Here is an 18881-nt window from a genome sequence, read left to right on the forward strand (position 1 = left end):
TTTATACGAAAACCTTTTAACTTCACCTCACCGCCAGCATGGTTACGTTAAAAGAACGCGCCTTCTGCGGAAGAAGAAGGCGCTGGGAAAATTATTCGGTCGCGGGGGGCGTAACGAGTTCCGGCGCGGTAATATCATCCAGCTTGAACTGCAATAGCGGCGATTGCTGGCCCGAACGCAAGGCGTTTTGATAAGCGGTACGGGCTTCCCCTAGACGTCCTAACGCCACATACAAGTCTCCTGTCAGCTCGTCATAAGTACCGCTAAAACCTTCCGCCGAAGAGGGATCGACTTCCGCGATTAATTGCAGGCCCGTTTCGTAGTCGCCCGTCGCCAACATCAACCTGACCAAGCGAATACGCGCCACGTTTTTAATCTCATCACTGCCGGCATTTTGCAATAATTGCTGTAAAACCGCTTTACTTCCGTCCAGATCGCCTTGCTGGACCTTGCTTTTGGCCAGCATCAATTGGGCGTAAGCGCTATAGGCACTGGAACCGTATTGATCCATCAACCGCTCGGAAATTTTTTCCACGTCCTTATACTTGGATTGCTCCATATCCGTTAGCAATTGCTCATATAATGCCGATGCTTGATTTTGCTGGTCTTGTTGGTAACTGCGCCAAAAATTCCAGCCCCCCACCAGAACGATCGCCGCAATCAATCCCACAATCGTCGACGTACCGTTTTCCTTCCACCAACGCTTTAAGGCCTCGACCTGCTGTTCTTCTGTTTCGTAAATTTCCACGGTTTTTCTCTGTTAATATCGTTTTCTACAAACTTCGGCCAATTTCAACAGGCCAACCATTCACTCAGCACTTGTATCAGTTCCGACACAGGCATGTTTCTCTGTTCCCGATCGCTACGCAGAGGTTTCAAACTGACTACCCCCTGGCTAACCTCGTCGTCACCGATGATGACGGCATATTCGGCGCCACTTTTGTCCGCCTTTTTGAACTGGCTCTTGAAACTTCCGCCGCCACAATTGACCAGCAATTTCAACTTGGGCAACTCGGATCTGAGTTGTTCGGCAATACGCATGCCGGCTTTCTCCGCCTCGCTACCCACCCGTATCATAAAAACGTCCACGGTCGGTTCGACCTGAAAATCGTCCTGCATTTCCACCAATGCCAACAATCTTTCCATGCCGAGGGCAAAACCGATGGCGAAATTCTTTTTCCCGCCCAGCTGCTCGATCAAGCCGTCGTAGCGGCCGCCCGCGCAAATCGTGCCTTGCGCGCCGAGTTCGTCGGTCACCCATTCGAACACGGTCTTGCCATAGTAATCCAATCCTCGCACCAACCGGGAATTCAACACATAGGCTATTCCCAAATCGTCGAGCATGGCACGCAATTCATTGAAATGATTACGGCTTTCCTCACCGAGATAATCCATCAATTCAGGAGCGCCGGCGATCACTCCCTTCATATCCGGATTTTTGCTGTCGAGAATGCGGAGCGGATTGGTCTCTAATCGGCGTAAGCTGTCCTCATCCAATAAATCCAGATGTCTCTTGAAATAGTCGATCAATTTATCCCGGTAGGCGGCTCGCTCTTCGATCGTACCCAGCGAATTCAATTGCAATTCGACGTTGCCGCGAATCCCTAGCCTTCTCCACAGGCGATCGCTCAACAAAATGATTTCCGCATCGACATCGGGCCCCGCCATGCCGTAGGTTTCGACACCCAATTGGTAAAACTGGCGATAACGTCCCTTCTGCGGGCGCTCGTGCCTGAACATAGGGCCGCAATACCATAAACGATGGACCTGGTTATGCAACAAGCCATGTTCCAAACAGGCGCGCAAGCAACCAGCGGTCCCTTCCGGTCTAAGCGTCAAGGAGTCGCCATTGCGATCATCGAAGGTATACATCTCCTTTTCGACAATATCGGTAACCTCACCGATCGAGCGTTTGAATAACTCCGTTTTCTCGACGATCGGCAGGCGTATTTCCCGGTAACCATAACTGTCGAGAACTGCTTTGATAGTCGTCTCGACCTTATGCCAACGCGGAGATTGTTCCGGGAGAATATCGTGCATGCCCCGGATAGCTTGTATTGCCTGCTGTTTTTTTGCCATTGAGGTGTAAAAAGAATAAAGCTTGAAAGTTTGATTTAACGATTGATAGCCGTTCGGATTTGTTGGGCCTGCTCTGACGCCGGAAACAAACGTAGCAACTCCTGCCGGTATTTTTCCGTCAACTCCCGGTTACCCAACGCTCTTTCTGTCTGGAAAGCGACCCACAACGTTTGCGGCGTGTGTTGGGCGACGCTGAGATAGCGTTCCAGAAAGGCACGGGCCGACAAATAATTCCGTTGCTCATAGCTGATCTGCTGCATTTCCATCAATGCCGGAGCGTAATTCGGCTGCAACTGCAATGCCTTTCTGAATTCCGTCTCGGCTTGCTGCTGCTGATTCTGACTCAAATAACACAAGCCGAGGTTGGTCAACGGCAACCATTTTCGGCTGTTCAGCGGCATTTGCGCAGCCTGATTCAATAGCTCCATGGCTTCGCTATAATTGCCGTGCTCGCATAAAAAACGACCGTAGTTGTTTTTCACGCTCGCCTCATCCGGATTCAAATCCATCGCTTCCTGATAATAATAGCGGGCCTTATCGTATTGCTTGAGGCGCTCATGCAGCACTGCCAGCGCATTGAGAACGTCGGCATTCCTGGAGTCTAGCTCGTAGGCGATTTCCAGTTTTTCCTTGGCCACGTTCAACATCCCTAGATCCAGATAACGCACGCCCATTTGCAGATTCAGCAACGCTTTTTCTTCCCTGCTCTTCGAATCCTTAGCGCCGGAAGTCGATACGCAGCCGGCGACAACCAGGCTCAAGAGGCCGGCAAGGATCACGCTACAATATTTATTAAGCGACATGCTGCACTCCAGCTCGCTGAAGCTTCAAATGCCGACGGCTTTTATCCTGCACCTGCCCGACCAACTGACCGCAGGCGGCGTCGATATCATCGCCGCGGGTCTTGCGTATCGTAGTGACGATGCCGGCATTGTGCAAAATATCGCGGAAACGCAGGATCGTTTCCGGTTTGGAACATCGATAATCCGTTTGCGGAAAAGGGTTGAACGGTATCAGATTGACTTTGGACGGGACATGGCTCAACAACCTGATCAAGGCCTTCGCATCGCGTTCGGAATCGTTGATCCCGTCCAGCATCACGTATTCGAAAGTGATATGCTTACGCGGCCCTTGTTTGGCATAATCACGACAAGCCGCCATCAATTCCCGCAATGGATATTTCTGGTTGATCGGCACCAACACGTCGCGCAGCTCGTCTGTCGCGGCATGCAAGGAAACCGCCACGCTCACATCGCAGACGTCATGCAATCGGCGCATGGCCGGCACGACACCGGAAGTACTGACAGTCACCCGTCGTTTCGACAAACCGTAACAGAAATCGTCCATCATCAAATTCATCGCGGTCACGACATTATCGAAATTTAATAATGGCTCGCCCATCCCCATCATCACGACATTAGTGATTTTTTGCTGAGGTCCCAAGCGGTTTTGCGCCACATAAAGCTGGCCAATAATTTCCGCTACCGTGAGATTACGATTAAAGCCCTGTCTGGCCGTCGAACAAAAGGTACAAGCCAAGGCGCAACCGACTTGCGACGAGACGCAGAGCGTACCCCGCTTTTCCTCCGGAATATACACGGTTTCGACCCGGTTGCCGCAACTCATCTGCATGACCCATTTGTAGGTGCCATCGGATGCTTTTTGTTCGGCGACAATTTCGGGCGCCTTAATGCAACAGTGATCTTGCAACCAGGCGCGCAAGGTCTTGCTCAGGTTGGTCATCTGATCGAAATCTTCGACCCCTTCCTGATAGATCCATTTCAGCAATTGCGTTGCCCGAAACGGTTTTTCGCCCATCTCGACAAAAAAGGCCTGCAGGCCTTTTCTGTCGTAATCGAGCAAATTGATTTTATCCAAATTAACGGATGCGTTCGCAGATGTCATTTTCAGAGAAAAAGAAGGCGATTTCTTCTTTCGCAGTTTCCGGGGCATCGGAACCATGCACCGCGTTTTCGTCGATGCTTTCCGCGAAATCGGCGCGAATCGTGCCGGGAGCCGCTTCTTTAGGATTGGTAGCTCCCATCAATTCGCGGTTTTTCAATACCGCGTTTTCGCCTTCCAATACTTGGACGACGACGGGGCCGGAAATCATGAAAGAAACCAGATCATTGAAAAAAGGACGCTCTTTATGAACCGCGTAAAAACCTTCCGCTTGTTCTTTGCTCAATTGCACCATTTTCGATGCAACCACTCTCAGGCCGTTTTTTTCGAACCGGCTAACAATCTCACCAATCACGTTTTTGGCGACAGCATCGGGTTTAATAATTGAGAACGTACGTTCAATTGCCATGTTGTTTCAAACTCCAGTTTCTAAAGTAAAAAGTAAAATAATCAGACATTATAACCAATCTATTTTTCCGGTAATATCTTTTTTACCGCCTCCCGGCCTTTGCTTAGGCCATTTTTGGCTAAGGCAAACCGTCGACGTCGAGCCCTTCTTTTTCCGGCATCATCAAATCTTCCTTACTGATACCCAAAGCCAGAACCACCGGACTGGCAATGTAGATCGATGAATAGGTACCGATCGCCACGCCGATCAACAACGCCAAGGCGAAGTTATGGATGATTTCACCACCCAGCGCCGCCAGCGCCACCAAAACCAAGGCCGTAGTCAACGAAGTCATCAAGGTACGGTTCAACGTCTGGTTTAGCGAGGTGTTCATGATGTTTTCGGGATCGCCCTTCCTTAACTTGCGAAAATTCTCCCGGATACGGTCATAGACGACGATGGTATCGTTCAATGAATAACCGATGACCGCCAATACAGCCGCCAGCACGGTCAAGTCGAATTCCATACCGAACACGGAAAAAACGCCCAGGGTAATGATAACGTCATGGACCAAGGCGGCCACCGACCCCAACGAGAACTTATATTCGAAGCGCCAGGCAACATAAATCAAAATGCCGAACATCGAATACAACAACGCCAAGCCGCCATCCTCGGCCAATTCGTCACCCACCTGCGGCCCGACGAATTCGACCCGCCGCAGTTCGGCCGGCTCCGCGCTATTCTTGTTAATTGCCTCCAAGACGCGGTTACTAAGCTCCGCACTACTAAGGTTTTCATCCGGCTTGAGGCGAATCAAGACGTCCTTAGCGGTGCCGAAATTTTGCACCGTGGCATCGCCGAAACCGGCCTCGCCCAATGACGCGCGCATGGCCGACAAATCGGCTGCTTGTTTATAACCGACCTCGACCAGCGTACCACCGGTAAAGTCGATACCCATGGTCAGACCGTTCGCAATTAAGGAAACAACCGATATGACAATCAGCAAACTGGAAAAAGCCAGCGCATATTTACGCTTGCCCAGGAAATCGATTTCTTGTTTAAACATGTTCTTGTTATCCGTTATGTTTGAGCTAAATACCGACTTGATCAAATCGACAGCTTGTCAATCCGGCGATTGCCGTAGATCCAATTGATCAGCATCCGGGTACCCATGATCGCGGTAAACATCGAGGTCAGAATACCGAGCGAAAGCGTCACGGCAAAGCCCTTGATCGGTCCGGTGCCGAAACCAAACAACACCAACGCGACCAGCAAGGTCGTGATATTGGCGTCGAGAATCGTGACGAAGGCTTTCTCGTAACCGGTGTAGATGCTCGACTGCGGCGTATTGCCCAAGCGAATCTCCTCCTTGATCCTCTCGAAAATCAAAACGTTGGCGTCAACCGCCATACCGACCGTCAACACGATGCCGGCGATACCCGGCAACGTCAGCGTAGCCTGCAGCAGCGACAACAAAGCCACAATTAGTATCAGGTTGAATGCCAGCGCGGCATTGGCCACCAAACCGAAAACCTTGTAATAAACTCCCATGAACACCAATACCAACAGCAAACCGACGACGACCGACATCAGACCGCGGTCGATATTGTCCTGCCCCAGGCTCGGACCGACGGTACGTTCCTCGACGATATCGACCGGTGCCGCCAACGCGCCCGCTCTCAACAATAGCGCCAGATTACGCGCCTCTTGTGTGCTATCCAGACCGGTGGTCTGAAAACGCTTACTGAAGGCATCGCGAATGGTTGCGACGCTGATGACCTTCTCGACTTTTTCCTTATGCCGGACTTTCTTGCCGTTGACGGTACGGGTCTCGCTCTTGTATTCGATGAACACAACCGCCATCGGCTTGCCGATATTGGCTTGGGTCATCTTGCCCATTTTCTTCGCCCCGATGCCATTCAAGGTAATAAACACGGCCGGCGAGCCGTTTTGGTCCAATCCGGATGAAGCATCGACAATCTGATCACCGGTGACGATGACTTTGCGCTTCAACAAAATCGGATTGCCGTTTTTTTCGTAATACAGGCGACTACCGACCGGCACCCGCCCATCGACCGCTTTCTGCACATCGTGTTCGACATCGACCAGGCGGTATTCCAAGGTCGCGGTAGTACCCAAAATTTCCTTGGCACGCGTGGTATCCTGCACCCCCGGCAACTGGACGACGATACGGTTATCGCCCTGCTGTTGAATAACCGGCTCGGCAACGCCGATCTCATTGACCCGGTTGCGCAACGTCGTCATGTTTTGCGCCAGGGCGAATTTCTTGATCTCTCGTTGCTCGCTCTCGGACAAGCGCGCAGTGAAGGCGAGCTCCTCCTCGTCATCGGTCACGTTCAGATCCCTAAAGTCCTTGTCCATAACATTCAGGGCAGCTACCTTGTCTTCCGCATTTCTCAGCACGACTTTGATAGCCCCATTTTCCTTCGTGACCGATTGATAGCGTATCCTTGCCGTCCGCAAAGCGGAGCGAATGTCGTTGTAATAACGCTCCTCCGCCTGTTTGATGGCCGCATCCATGTCCACTTCCAACAGAAAATGCACACCGCCACGCAAATCCAGGCCGAGATACATCGGTTCGGCGCCCAACGCGCTCAACCAGGCCGGCGTCGAGGGCGCCAGATTCAATGCCACCGTGACATCGTTGCCCATCTTGTCGCGCAATAAATCGGCCGCTTTCATTTGATCATCGGTATTTTTGAACCGGGCCAAAATTTTGCCATCACTGAACTCGAACGCCTTGACGGCCAGACCCGCCTGTTTGATGCTGGCCGCCACTTCGTCCGCTTGCTGTTGCTCGAGCGGCGTGATTGTCGAGGAAGACAATTGTACGGACGGATCATTACCGAACAAATTCGGCAGCGCATAAATAATCCCGACCAGTAAAACGGTCAGAATCAGGACATTTTTCCAAAGTGGGAAGCGGTTTTGCATTGTTATTCCATTGATAAAACGGCCATGCCCCGACTGCCAATGATGTGCGGCCGGGGCACCCCTAATGAGAAACTAAAGCACGGAAGCGGTCGATTAACTACGGGCCTTTTTGCTCAAGGCCTTGTAAGTGCCTTTCGGCATCATATTGGCGATGGCGTGGCGTTGCACCTGGATAAACGTGTTCTCGCCGACTTCCAGTTTGACAAAATTGTCATCCAACTCCGCCACCTTGCCCAGGATACCGCCGGAGGTCACCACTTCGGCTCCTTTCGACAGGGCCGCCAGCATTTGCTTCTGCTCCTTATTGCGCTTGGATTGAGGACGGATAAACAGAAAATAGAAAAAAATCAAAATGCCCAGCGGAAATATCAAGCCTTCAAAGCCCGGTTGTTGAACCGCCGGAGCCGCCGCTTCGGCCATCGCATCAGAAATCAAAAAACTCATCGTAATCCTCAATTGTTATCGTTATACAAAATAAAACACCCGGCATCTGGGCGAAAAATCGTTTTATTATGCCACAGGCGGAACGCTTTTTCCTCGTTGCCGGTAAAACTCATTGACAAAATCGTCCAGCCGTTGCGCCGCAATCGCATCCCTCAAGCCCTGCATCAGTTCCAGGTAGTAATAAAGGTTATGGATCGTGTTCAAACGCGGGCCCAGCATTTCCCGGCATTTGTCCAAGTGGCGCAGATAGGAACGGGAATAATTGCGGCAGGTATAACAACCGCATTGCTCGTCCAATGGACCAGTATCGAACTGATAGCGGCTGTTGCGAATTTTGATCACGCCCTCGCGGGTAAACAAATGGCCGTTACGGGCATTGCGCGTCGGCATCACGCAGTCGAACATATCGATACCGCGCCTTACCGCCTCGACCAGATCCTCCGGCGTCCCGACTCCCATCAGATAACGCGGCTTATCGGCCGGCATTTGCGGATGCACCGCATCCAATGTCGCCAGCATTTCCTCTTTCGGCTCGCCGACCGAAAGACCGCCGATGGCATAGCCGTCGAAACCGATATCGACCAAACCCGCTATCGATTCGCTGCGCAGATGCTCGTACATGCCGCCCTGCACGATGCCGAACAACGCCGACTCATTGTCGCCATGGGCCTTTTTACTACGCTCCGCCCAACGCAACGACAAGCGCATCGAATCGGCCGCCTCCTGTACCGTCGCCGGATAAGGCGTGCATTCGTCGAATATCATCACGATATCGGAATCCAGATCGCGTTGCACACGCATCGATTCCTCCGGCCCCATGAAAATGGTGCTGCCGTCGACGGGCGACTTGAAGGTTACTCCCTGTTCGGTGATCTTGCGCAAGGCTCCGAGACTAAATACCTGAAAACCTCCGGAATCGGTCAGGATCGGCTTATCCCACCGCATGAAACCATGCAGCCCGCCATGCGCCTTCATCACGTCCATGCCCGGCCTCAACATCAAATGAAAGGTATTACCCAATATGATCTGCGCGCCGATGCCGGTTAACTCCTCCGGCGTCATCGATTTGACCGAACCATAGGTGCCGACCGGCATGAATATCGGTGTTTCCACCACACCTCTGGCAAACGTCAGGCGCCCACGGCGCGCATGGCCATCGGTATTTAATAAGTCGAATTGCATGTTACGGGAATTCTATCCGAGAAGATACTAAATAATCTGTCAAAAAAGAGGCGGTATTATATAGGATTGCTTAAACATCTGTCAGATATCTGGCGGTCTCCGACCAAGGTCTATACTTAGCGACAGGAACCCTTCGCAACTGATTTTGCACCCTTTATCATGCTTCTGTTAGCCTTACTTTCAATCGGATTTTCCTTGTTCACCGCCGCATTATTGATTATTGGCAATTTATTGCAACATTCGGCCACTCAACCATTATCGGGAAAATTAGCCGGCTTTGTTCTGGTCGTCGCACTGGCCGGGTTGCAAGCGCTGCATTTACACTTTATCGTGGACAGCGACCCCTTCTTTTCTCCACTCTACATCGGCCTGTTGTATGTCATAGCCCCCAGCTTTTATTTTTACAGCCGCCGCCTGTTGACCGCCGATGCCGCTTTCCGTCCCCGGCATATATTGCATGCTTTACCTTTGGCGGCCGGGCAATTGCTACCGATAAACTGGACCATGCCAACGGCGTTTGTGATTGGCAGCGGCTATGTGTTGTGGCTGGCCGCCGTCGTCTATGCGTTGCGCCAGCAACGCCGACGTTTCAAACTCGAACTGCTGGCCCTGGCCGCTTTTTTCTTCATCGCGACCGGCGTCATCGTGCTCGGCTTCATTTGGCCACTGCTGACCACGGACACCTTCATCGTCAGCTACAGCATGCTGATCAGCCTAGCCTTTTTCGCCGCAGTACTCACCTTGCTCCGCTTTCCTTCCATCGAATCGGACGTCGCCGAAGCGGCGCAGGCCAGCTACGCCGAATCGACATTAAAAAACATCGACCGTCAGGCGGTACTGCAACAATTACAAAAGCTGATGCAGGAAGACAAGATCTTTACCCTGGAATCGCTAAACCTGGCGATGCTGGCCGAACAAGTGCAATTGACGTCGCATCAATTATCCGAATTGATCAACAGCGAATTTCAGCAAGGCTTTTCCCACTATATCCGCCAGCATCGTGTCGAAGAGGCCAAAAAACTGCTGCTCGACGAACCGCAAGCCTCGGTGTTGTCGATCGGCCTGGCGGTCGGCTTTAGTACGCAATCGAATTTTTACACCGCTTTCCGCGACATAGTCGGCATCGCTCCCGGCCAATACCGTAAACAATCGCAACGAAAGAAATGATCCCTCAGGAGTCTGTTTGCGGCTATCGATGTTCCATTATGTCCATTTTGAAAAAAAATAACCCTGTTACAAACAATTAGTTAAATACTTTCTACTCCTGATCTATCAATCAGGAAGGCCTTACCTCTCTGCCCCGTTATGCTGTGTTCCACCATCACCAACACGAGGTAAATAATATGAGCGAGGTATTTTATTTGTTGATCGTGCAAGCCGCTCTGGGCGGCTTCGACGTGCTGTGGAACCATGAATATCGGGAACGCTTACCGCACAGTGCTTTCGCGGCGCTGGAACAGAAAATCCACGCCGCCCGCGAACTGCTCTACGCCGGCATATTCTTCGCACTGGCCTACGCCGAATGGCATGGCTGGTGGGTCATTGTTATGGCCATGCCCCTTGCCATCGAGCTGCTGCTGACGGCCTGGGATTTCATCGTCGAAGACCGGACCCGCAAACTATCCGCCGTCGAAAGAACCACGCATCTGCTGTTGAGCGTGAACGGCGGCGCCTATCTGGCGCTGTTAGTGCCGCAATTTGTGCACTGGGGATCGCAACCCACCCGTGTCTTGGCTGCCGACTACGGATTGCTGAGCTTGGCATTACTTGGTTTCGGCTTAGCCGTGCTCGGCTGGGGAATCCGGGACTTGATTGCCGGCATCCGTCTAAAAACCGATACAACCGTCTACGCGCTGAACGAGGGAGGTCTGCGATGAATATATTATTGACCGGCGCCAGCGGCTTCATCGGCCGACACATCCTGGCGGAACTGGAGCGCGGCGGGCATCGCGTCATCGCCTGCTGCCGCCATCCCGATCGACTTTATTTCAAGTCGGAGAACACCACCGCCTTGATGCTGGATTTTACCGATCTGACCGAGGTCTACGCCTGGTTGCCCCATTTAACCGATATCGATGTAGTCATCAATTGCGTCGGCATCATCGGCGAAACGCAAACCCAACGCTTCGCCGCGGTGCACCGGCAAGCGCCCATCGCGTTGTTTCGAGCCGCTTCCCAGGCCGGGGTCAAAAAAGTCATACAGCTTTCCGCGCTCTGCGCCGACGCGACCGCCGTCACGCCCTATCATCTGAGCAAAAAAACCGCCGACGACGCGCTAAGGAAACTGGAAATAGACTGGTACATCCTGCAACCCTCCTTGGTCTATGGCCACGGCGCGCACAGCATGCCATTTCTGCAGGCTCTGTCGGCCTTGCCGCTGCTGCTGACGATCGACGGCGGCCGGCAGTCGCTGCAGCCGGTGCATATCGACGACGTAGTCGCCGCCGTAGCTCGCTGTCTGCAGCCTTCGGCCCCCGTCCGACAGACGCTGGCTTTAGTCGGCCCGGAGGCGATAAATTACATCGATCTTTTAAAGAAATTACGCCGCCGCCTCGGCAAAACGTCGGCGCCGACCGTTTCGTTACCGGAAAATCTGGCGCGCCCGGTCGCCTGGCTCGGCAAGCTATTGGGCGAGCAGGTTCTGAACCCCGACAACATCAAGATGCTGCAGGCGGGCAATAGCGCCTCCTCAGCCCCGTTAACACAGTGGCTGGGACGACCGCCGTTAAGCCTATCGCGCCAACTGCTGCGGCCGGCCGATCAGGCGGAACGCTGGCATGCCGGACTGTATTTTCTGCGCCCCCTGCTGCGTCTGTCGATAGCCATGGTATGGCTGTGGAGCGGCCTCGTCTCCCTGTTTTTCTATCCGCACGAACTCAGCTACGACTTACTGGCCGGCACCGGCATAAGCGGCATCGCCGCGCCGTTGGCCTTGTACGGACTAGCGCTAATGGACATCGCTCTGGGCCTGGCGACGCTGATGCTGTCGCGACCGCGCCGATTATTACTGCTGCAGTTCGGCATCGTCCTGCTTTACACGTTGACCGTCGGCATCTCTTTACCCGAATTCTGGCTACATCCGTTCGGGCCGATCGTGAAAAACATCCCCTTACTGATCGCCCTGCTGGTTTCCATACAATTAGAAGGAGAACAATCATGAGCTTTTTAAGCCTAAAACTCATTCATATCCTCAGCGCCATCATCCTCTTTGGCGTCGGCCTCGGCACGGTCTTTTACAAGATCATGGCCGACCGTAGCGGCGACCATGCCACGATCGCCGTAACCAGCCGCCATGTCGTATTGGCCGACTGGTGGTTCACGACGCCGACGGTTATCATACAACCGCTGACCGGATTATTGCTGGCCGAACAATTGTCCTTGTCGTGGATCGATGGTTGGTTATCGCAAACGCTGCTTTTATATCTGCTGGCCGGCGTATGTTGGCTGCCCGTAGTTTACCTGCAAATCCGTATGCGCGATATCGCCGCGGAATCGTTACGGCAAAACCGGCAGTTGCCGCCCATCTACCGTCGTTATTCGCTGATCTGGATGTGGCTGGGGGTGCCGGCTTTTTTCGCGATGCTGATCATCACAACCTTGATGGTGTTTCACGGTTCGTTCTGGAGTTAATCATGGGATTACAACCTTTATTGCAACAAGTATTAGGCAGCGACTGGGAAAACCTACCCCCGGTCATCCGCCGGCATTACCAATTGCCGCCGGCAGAACAAAGCCTGGTGCAGGGTTTACTGGAAATCGGTTACCCATCCTATCTGAAGCCCTTGATTTGGCTGATTCACCAATGCGGCGGCCTGATTTACCAACGCGGCAAGGACATCCCGACCCGGGTCGTCAAACGACAGTCGCCAGAAACGGCCGCCTTGTGCTGGCAGCGGACCCTGCACTATCCGGACGGCCGGCAAGATACATTCGCCTCCCGCATGCTTTATTCGCGGCCGCACGAACTGGTCGAGATCATCGGTTTCGGCTTCGGCCTGAAATTAACGGTCGACGTCGAACAACAAACATTAGTCTACCGCAGCAACGGCCATTTGTGGCGTTGCTGCGGTTTCCAGCTCAGCATTCCCGACTGGCTGGTGCTGGGCAGCGCCACGATCATCGAACAGCCGGTGTCGGAGGACGAATTCAGTCTCGATTTCACGATCCGCCACCCGTTGCTCGGCACCACTTATTATTATCGTGGTTCGTTCGAGTATGGCCCTTGACCGAAAATGGCCGGCCTAACTCAGCCGGCCATCGACACGGGCGGCGTACGCGGCCGCCCCGGGTCGAAATCGTGCCATTGCCGGTAAAGATAATCGAGCAACTGTTGATTCATTTTGTCTTGCATGCCTGCCAATCCCTGATTGCCGAAAATCCGGTTGAACTCGAACACATAGGGATGCGAGCCCAGCATCGCGATGTCGAAGCCGCCATAGTCGATGCCTAGCGCACGCGCCAAGCGCCGCACCAAACGGCGCGCCTCGACCGGAACGATACCCTCTTCGATGGTCCCGCCCTTGGCGACATTATTGTAAAAACCTTGCCAAGATTGTAAGCGCCAGTAACCGCCAACGATGCGGTCGCCGACCCAAACTACCCGCAGATCGCGGTCTATGTCGAGATACTCCTGGGCGTAGATCACGGGTGTCAGCTGCAGATAATCGCGCCATTGCGCCGGCGTCTCGATCAAAAACACGCCCTGGCCCATGCTGCTTCTGGGAATCTTGGCGACGAACGGCAACGGCATCTGCTGCCAGACCCGGTCGGCATTACTTGGCGTGTTGGCCTCGATCAGCGTATAAGGCACATGGGCCGGCGCCACCGCCTGAAAACAGCGGGTCATTTCGATCTTATCGTGACCGATCAAATAGCTGGCCTGGCTGGGGAAGATACGAGCCTTCAGCGCGTAAACCAGCGTATTGATCTGCCAATACTCGGGAAACAAAACGCCGTCGGCCTGAATGATCCGTCCCAACTCGGCGAACATGCGCTCGGGTTTGATATAAGTATGATTGGGAATATTCAATGTCCGCAAGGCATCGAACGAAATCAGGTCCATACACTAACAGGAATGTTAAGAAGCGGGCGATTTTAAGGCCTGCTGGCAATTTTTCAAGCTTTTTAACGCATGACGAATTTAGTTTGTTTGTGTTAGTTCATCTTTGAATAAAGAAAATAATCTTACCTTCACCTGACTTATTCAGTTCATCCCCTTCATTCAACTGCAATCCGGTTTAACATCGCCAACGGTTTAAGCTATCCTTAGCCTAATAAGGAATTCCAAGCAACACAACAATAACTATAAATATAACTAAATCGAGGTACTGACCATGGCAAAAAGCTTACTGAGACAATTACTCAACATGACGGGATTACAATTGCCCAATCCCGACGGGCAATACGACCCTTCCGTCTATCGCGACGAATCTGCAGCCAAGCCACAACCCGCAGACCCTGCTGAAACCGCCGGTCAATTGACCGGGGTGGAAAAATATTTGGCTAAAAAAACCCCCAAGCAACCCGAGCAGCCTGCACCTGCAACCGAGTTAACCGGCGTCGCGAAATATCTGGCGCAAAAGCAACGGCAGGAACAGGAAAAAGCCAAAGCGGAAGCGGAAAAACTGGCCAATATGACAGGCGTCGCCCGTTATTTGGCCAAACTGGAAGGCCGCCCGGCTTCGACGCCCAAAGCGCCGGCAAACACTCCTGCCCCCAACAAGGAACTGACGGGCGTGGATAAGTACCTGGCTAAACAAAAAACAGCCCCACAAACCGAAGCGCCGGCAAAAAAAGCCGTTAACCCGACTCCCGCCGCGCCCAAGGAAACAAAAGCCGACCCTAAGCCACAGGCGGTAGCGGCAAAACCAGCCACTGAAACACCCAACCCCGTCGAAGCGCAACCGAAGGCGGAGCAAAAACCGGCACCCACGCCCGTCAAAAAAGAAGAACCGGTTAAAGCGGCGGCGTCCAAAAGCGACCTGATCAACTTAGCTGAAAAAGCGACGCAATGCCAGGCGGCGACCCAGAAAGGAAGCCAATGCCGGCGCAAAAGCAATTTGGAAACGATCAACCATACGGTCGATGGTCAGCACTACACCTTCGCGGTATGCAGCCAGCATAACAACGCCGATTTCAAGCCGTTCGCGAAACTATTGGTAAAATAGGCCGCTAATGGTTGCCGTGGCGGGACTTGACAACATGGCTGCTATCGCGAACGAAGGGAAAGCGGACTCGTTGTTCGCAAAAAGGCAGCAGGAAGTAGGTACTTGAGCTTGATTAACAATGACGAGACTCGATCTATGGCAAACCTATTCAAGCATACCGATCGGCTGGAAACACTGAACAAGAAGTTGCCGTTGTCCGATAAACTGAACAATATCCGCAGCACGCTGATCAAGCAGCATCCCTTCATCGATCGAATCGCCATAGCGGTCTACGACCCAGGGACGGATATGCTTAAAACCTTGACTTATAGCAGCGACGAACCGAGTCCATTGACTCACTATCAGGCCAGGTTGCAAGACGCCACTTCATTGTGCGAAATCTTAAGGGAGGGAAAACCGCGCGTCGTCAACGACCTGTCGATCTTCGACAACAGCACGCACGAATATGCGCAAAAGCTCTCCCGGCACGGTTTCGGCTCGAGCTATACCCATCCGATTATTCACGACGACCAATTCTACGGCTTTATTTTTTTCAACTCGTTCCGGAAACAGGTTTTTTCCGATCATGTGTTGACCGAGCTGGATATGTTCAGCCATCTGATCATGCTTTTGGTCGTCAACGAATGGTCCAATATCAATACGCTGACGGCCACGATCCGCTCGGCTCTATCCTTGACCCATTACCGAGATCCCGAAACCGGCGGCCATATCGCCCGCATGTCACATTATGCCCGTTTGATCGCGACGGAACTGGCCGATGATTATGGCTTCGACGATCAGTTTATCGAACATATATTCCTCTTCTCGCCGCTACACGATTTGGGCAAGATCGGTATTCCCGATAAAATTCTGCTCAAGCCGGGCAGACTGACCGACGAGGAGTATGAAATCATGAAGTCCCACGCCAGGAAAGGCCGGGAAATGATCGATGATCTGTTGAACAATTATCATCTGGAGCGTTTTCAGAATATCGATATTCTCCGCAACATCGCCGAATACCACCATGAGGCTTATGACGGCAGCGGCTATCCGGCCGGCTTGAAAGCCGATGAAATTCCAATCGAGGCCCGAATCGTCGCCGTTGCCGACGTGTTCGACGCGCTCACCAGCAAACGCCCCTACAAGAACGCCTGGAGCATTGCCGATGCTTTCGATACATTGCTGCATTTGGCCGACCATCATCTGGACAGGGAATGTGTCGAGGCATTGATCAAACATCGTTCGGATATCGAGCAAATACAGCAAACCTTCCAGGAAGATATTTACGGTTGATGTATCGCCGAGAGCGAACTAACCGCCTAAGCCATGATGCACAGTCCGGAAGATAACGATCAAGCCACCCGATTGCTCGGTCCCGCTCCGGCAAACACGACGGACGTTACTTCAACCGACACCAAACGTAAACAATTGAGCACCGGTTCGCTGCTAAAAGATCGTTTCGAACTACTGGAAGAAATCGCCCGGGGCGGCATGGGCACGGTTTACAAGGCACTGGATAAACGCGATATCGAAGCGGAACAGACTACCTTTCTGGCCGTCAAGGTCTTGAACGACGAATTACAGGCCGATAACGCCTTGTTAAAAGCCTTGCATAGCGAAGCCAAGAAGTCGCAGGAACTCGCCCATCCCAACATCGTTACCGTTTATGATTTCGACCGTGTAGACAATCATATCTTCATGATGATGGAATACATGGACGGCGTCTCGCTGGACCAAGTCATTCGGGGCAATCCCAATGGCTTGCCACTGGACCAGGCGCTATCGATCATCGATCAACTGGCGATGGCACTGGCCCATGCCCACAGCCGCCATATCATTCATTCTGACTTCAAACCCAGCAACGTCTTCGTCGGCCGGGACAAACGGGTCAAGGTAATCGATTTCGGTATCGCCCGCGTGGTCAAAAGCGAACGCAAGGAAAAATTCGACGCCGCTATTTTGCGCGGCCTGACGCCGGCCTATGCCAGCCTGGAAATGTTTCACGAGCTCGTAGAAGCCCGCATGAAGCAAAGCGGAATGCGGGACCTTGGAACCACGCCATTCCCGGATTCCGCTAGGCTGCATCCAGGCTACGAACTACATCGGTAAAACCTACAAGAGTCTCCCCGGCATAGCCGGGAGTTTACCCAATGATTAATCAAAACCGATTTTTACCCTTTTAAGATAACCAGCCGCTTTTGGAATCAACCAATCAATCTTTCACACACAACCATTTGGCACTGATAAAGATTATTCCCATGAATAAATATGCCAGCGCCCATTCCCAGGCCGGCGTCAGCGACAAGGCGGTGTCCGCGACGGTCCAGCGGTAGGAATGTATCAATCCGCAAGCCGACAACGCGGCGGCGGCAACGCTCCACAGCGCGGCCTTGAGCAATTGCCGTTCGATGATGGCGACGGTCAGCGCCGCCAGTATCATCGCACTAAAGATGAACCCTTGCTCCAAGGCAAACGCGCCGTCTATCCAGATATCCGCCTGCTGGAAATGATCCAGCAACGTCTCGGAAAACGCCGGCATCGGTTCGCCGCCGTAATCGGCGGCCCGTACGCCGCTTTTCGCCATGAAGGCGCCCCAGGCGGCGATGCCCGGCAACATGCCCATCACCACCGCCGGCGCATGCCGTTTCGGCGTTTCCTGGAAAGCTTGTGCCGCGATCACGATCCCGATCCATAACACGATCGCCATGCCGGCATCGATCGGCACCGCCCAAGCGATATAGGACAAACCGCCGCTGAGGCAAATCAACGTGATGAAGGCCCCGTTCAGCAGGGAATAGCCGGCCCTTGCCCCCATCGCCTTCCACCCAGGATGGCCGATATAAATGGTGGTCGGAAAGCAGGAACCGAACAAACTGGCCGCCAACGTCCCAAGGCCGTTTACCGCCAAGGACGGGCGAGTCGGATAACGGTCGCCGGCGGCCTCGGCGGATTCGATGTTCTGCAGCGAGCCAATCACGTTGAACAAACCCATCGGCACGATGACGGACAAATAGGTCAAACTAAGCGGCGATGCCAACATTTCGCACAACTCGCCGATCACAGGAACCGGCCAATAGAACCCCAGCTCATGAGTCGGCAAGGCGCCAACCGGCGCCAATCCGGTCAGCCACGACAGCAACGCGCCCAATACGACGGCGACCAATCCGCCCGGGATATTGCCGCGAAAACGCAAGCGACCGAAATAAACCAGCAAAATCACCGCCAAGGTCACCAGACCGACGACGGGATTAGCATAACTCCGAAACAAGAACCCCAGCGAAATAAAGGTCAGGGCAATGCCCGACAAGGTCGACAGCAAGGCGGCGCGCGGGGTGACCCTTCTGAGCCGATCGACGACGAAAGCCCCTCCGAATTCGATCAGGCCGGAACCGAAACAGGCCAGTAGCCCGGCCTGCCAGGCGATCTGTTCCGGATTTTCGGCGCCGCTGGCTTGCGCCACCATCTTGGCCGGCAGCATGACCAAAAAAACATAGGCGAACAGGGAAACGGTATTAATACCGTAAGGCAAGGCGCAAATATCGTTACGGCCGTTAAGCTCGGCTAATTTTTTGGCCTGGTAGGCATAATAACCGTTGCCGATCAGCAACGATACGGCAGCGCCGGGCAGAATATGCCGATAGATCAGTTCTTCCGAAAATCCCAACACATTCCGGCATAAACCGACGATCACCAGCAATTGCACCAAATTATCCAGTGCCAAGCCAAAAAAGCCGTCGATATCGGCGCGCACAAACCATTTCATCAATTTGTCCCAAGAAAATAAA

At 53.1% G+C, this 18881-nt stretch carries 19 protein-coding genes; 8 read left to right on the forward strand and 11 right to left on the reverse strand.

Translation table 11 applies throughout. From position 1 onward, the window contains the following. Nucleotides 1-91: 91 nt before the first annotated feature. The 9 genes from EP25_RS0105690 to tgt form a co-directional block, all read right to left on the reverse strand. Nucleotides 92-748 carry a YfgM family protein gene (locus tag EP25_RS0105690; RefSeq protein WP_031432986.1) on the reverse strand — a complete coding sequence of 219 codons (657 nt, stop codon included), beginning with the start codon at nt 746-748 and terminating at the stop codon, nt 92-94. A 44-nt stretch (nt 749-792) separates the two neighbouring features. After that, nucleotides 793-2079 carry a histidine--tRNA ligase gene (hisS, locus tag EP25_RS0105695; RefSeq protein WP_031432987.1) on the reverse strand — a complete coding sequence of 429 codons (1287 nt, stop codon included), beginning with the start codon at nt 2077-2079 and terminating at the stop codon, nt 793-795. A 35-nt stretch (nt 2080-2114) separates the two neighbouring features. Further along, on the reverse strand, nt 2115-2882 hold the full coding sequence (gene pilW / locus EP25_RS0105700; protein WP_036300278.1) for a type IV pilus biogenesis/stability protein PilW: 768 nt from the start codon (nt 2880-2882) through the stop codon (nt 2115-2117). Further along, a complete protein-coding gene (gene rlmN, locus EP25_RS0105705; protein ID WP_031432989.1) occupies nt 2872-3984 on the reverse strand; it encodes a 23S rRNA (adenine(2503)-C(2))-methyltransferase RlmN in 1113 nt (370 codons plus the stop codon). The genes pilW and rlmN overlap by 11 nt, the downstream gene beginning before the upstream one ends. Further along, a complete protein-coding gene (ndk, locus tag EP25_RS0105710; protein ID WP_031432990.1) occupies nt 3959-4390 on the reverse strand; it encodes a nucleoside-diphosphate kinase in 432 nt (143 codons plus the stop codon). The genes rlmN and ndk overlap by 26 nt, the downstream gene beginning before the upstream one ends. Nucleotides 4391-4508: 118 nt before the next feature. Then, nucleotides 4509-5435: a protein translocase subunit SecF gene (secF, locus tag EP25_RS0105715; RefSeq protein WP_031432991.1), complete on the reverse strand. Its 927-nt coding sequence runs from the start codon at nt 5433-5435 to the stop codon at nt 4509-4511. Nucleotides 5436-5476: 41 nt separating this feature from the next. Beyond that, nucleotides 5477-7324: a protein translocase subunit SecD gene (gene secD / locus EP25_RS0105720; protein ID WP_031432992.1), complete on the reverse strand. Its 1848-nt coding sequence runs from the start codon at nt 7322-7324 to the stop codon at nt 5477-5479. A 93-nt stretch (nt 7325-7417) separates the two neighbouring features. Beyond that, a complete protein-coding gene (gene yajC / locus EP25_RS0105725; protein ID WP_031432993.1) occupies nt 7418-7768 on the reverse strand; it encodes a preprotein translocase subunit YajC in 351 nt (116 codons plus the stop codon). Between the two features lie 66 nt (nt 7769-7834). Then, nucleotides 7835-8950, reverse strand: a complete 1116-nt coding sequence (tgt, locus tag EP25_RS0105730; RefSeq protein ID WP_031432994.1) for a tRNA guanosine(34) transglycosylase Tgt — start codon at nt 8948-8950, stop codon at nt 7835-7837. Nucleotides 8951-9109: 159 nt separating this feature from the next. Here tgt and EP25_RS0105735 point away from each other — a divergent pair, with 159 nt between their 5' ends. The 5 genes from EP25_RS0105735 (at nt 9110) to EP25_RS0105755 (ending at nt 13176) form a co-directional block, all read left to right on the forward strand. After that, nucleotides 9110-10117 carry an AraC family transcriptional regulator gene (locus EP25_RS0105735; RefSeq protein ID WP_031432995.1) on the forward strand — a complete coding sequence of 336 codons (1008 nt, stop codon included), beginning with the start codon at nt 9110-9112 and terminating at the stop codon, nt 10115-10117. 176 nt (nt 10118-10293) lie between these two features. Beyond that, on the forward strand, nt 10294-10827 hold the full coding sequence (locus EP25_RS0105740) for a hypothetical protein (RefSeq protein WP_051906420.1): 534 nt from the start codon (nt 10294-10296) through the stop codon (nt 10825-10827). Continuing rightward, nucleotides 10824-12110, forward strand: coding sequence for an NAD(P)H-binding protein (locus tag EP25_RS0105745; RefSeq protein WP_031432997.1), 1287 nt, complete (start codon nt 10824-10826; stop codon nt 12108-12110). The genes EP25_RS0105740 and EP25_RS0105745 overlap by 4 nt, the downstream gene beginning before the upstream one ends. Continuing rightward, nucleotides 12107-12580 carry a DUF2269 family protein gene (locus EP25_RS0105750; RefSeq protein WP_031432998.1) on the forward strand — a complete coding sequence of 158 codons (474 nt, stop codon included), beginning with the start codon at nt 12107-12109 and terminating at the stop codon, nt 12578-12580. The genes EP25_RS0105745 and EP25_RS0105750 overlap by 4 nt, the downstream gene beginning before the upstream one ends. 2 nt (nt 12581-12582) lie before the next feature. Continuing rightward, nucleotides 12583-13176 carry a DUF4166 domain-containing protein gene (locus tag EP25_RS0105755; RefSeq protein WP_031432999.1) on the forward strand — a complete coding sequence of 198 codons (594 nt, stop codon included), beginning with the start codon at nt 12583-12585 and terminating at the stop codon, nt 13174-13176. 20 nt (nt 13177-13196) lie between these two features. Here the strand turns inward: EP25_RS0105755 and EP25_RS0105760 are convergent, their stop codons facing one another. Further along, nucleotides 13197-14012 carry an ATP-grasp domain-containing protein gene (locus EP25_RS0105760; RefSeq protein WP_031433000.1) on the reverse strand — a complete coding sequence of 272 codons (816 nt, stop codon included), beginning with the start codon at nt 14010-14012 and terminating at the stop codon, nt 13197-13199. Between the two features lie 271 nt (nt 14013-14283). Here EP25_RS0105760 and EP25_RS0105765 point away from each other — a divergent pair, with 271 nt between their 5' ends. From EP25_RS0105765 to EP25_RS0105780, 3 genes are all read left to right on the forward strand, one after another. Continuing rightward, nucleotides 14284-15117 (forward strand): hypothetical protein, encoded by an 834-nt coding sequence (locus tag EP25_RS0105765; protein ID WP_031433001.1) that lies wholly within the window; start codon nt 14284-14286, stop codon nt 15115-15117. 135 nt (nt 15118-15252) lie between these two features. Then, nucleotides 15253-16389 (forward strand): HD domain-containing phosphohydrolase, encoded by a 1137-nt coding sequence (locus tag EP25_RS0105775; protein ID WP_031433002.1) that lies wholly within the window; start codon nt 15253-15255, stop codon nt 16387-16389. A 33-nt stretch (nt 16390-16422) separates the two neighbouring features. After that, nucleotides 16423-17205, forward strand: a complete 783-nt coding sequence (locus EP25_RS0105780; protein WP_051906422.1) for a serine/threonine-protein kinase — start codon at nt 16423-16425, stop codon at nt 17203-17205. Between the two features lie 103 nt (nt 17206-17308). Here EP25_RS0105780 and EP25_RS0105785 read toward each other — a convergent pair whose 3' ends face one another. Further along, nucleotides 17309-18859 (reverse strand): permease, encoded by a 1551-nt coding sequence (locus EP25_RS0105785; RefSeq protein WP_031433004.1) that lies wholly within the window; start codon nt 18857-18859, stop codon nt 17309-17311. Between the last annotated feature and the right edge of the window lie 22 nt (nt 18860-18881).

The organism is Methylomarinum vadi (genome assembly GCF_000733935.1).
GTDB lineage: Bacteria > Pseudomonadota > Gammaproteobacteria > Methylococcales > Methylomonadaceae > Methylomarinum > Methylomarinum vadi.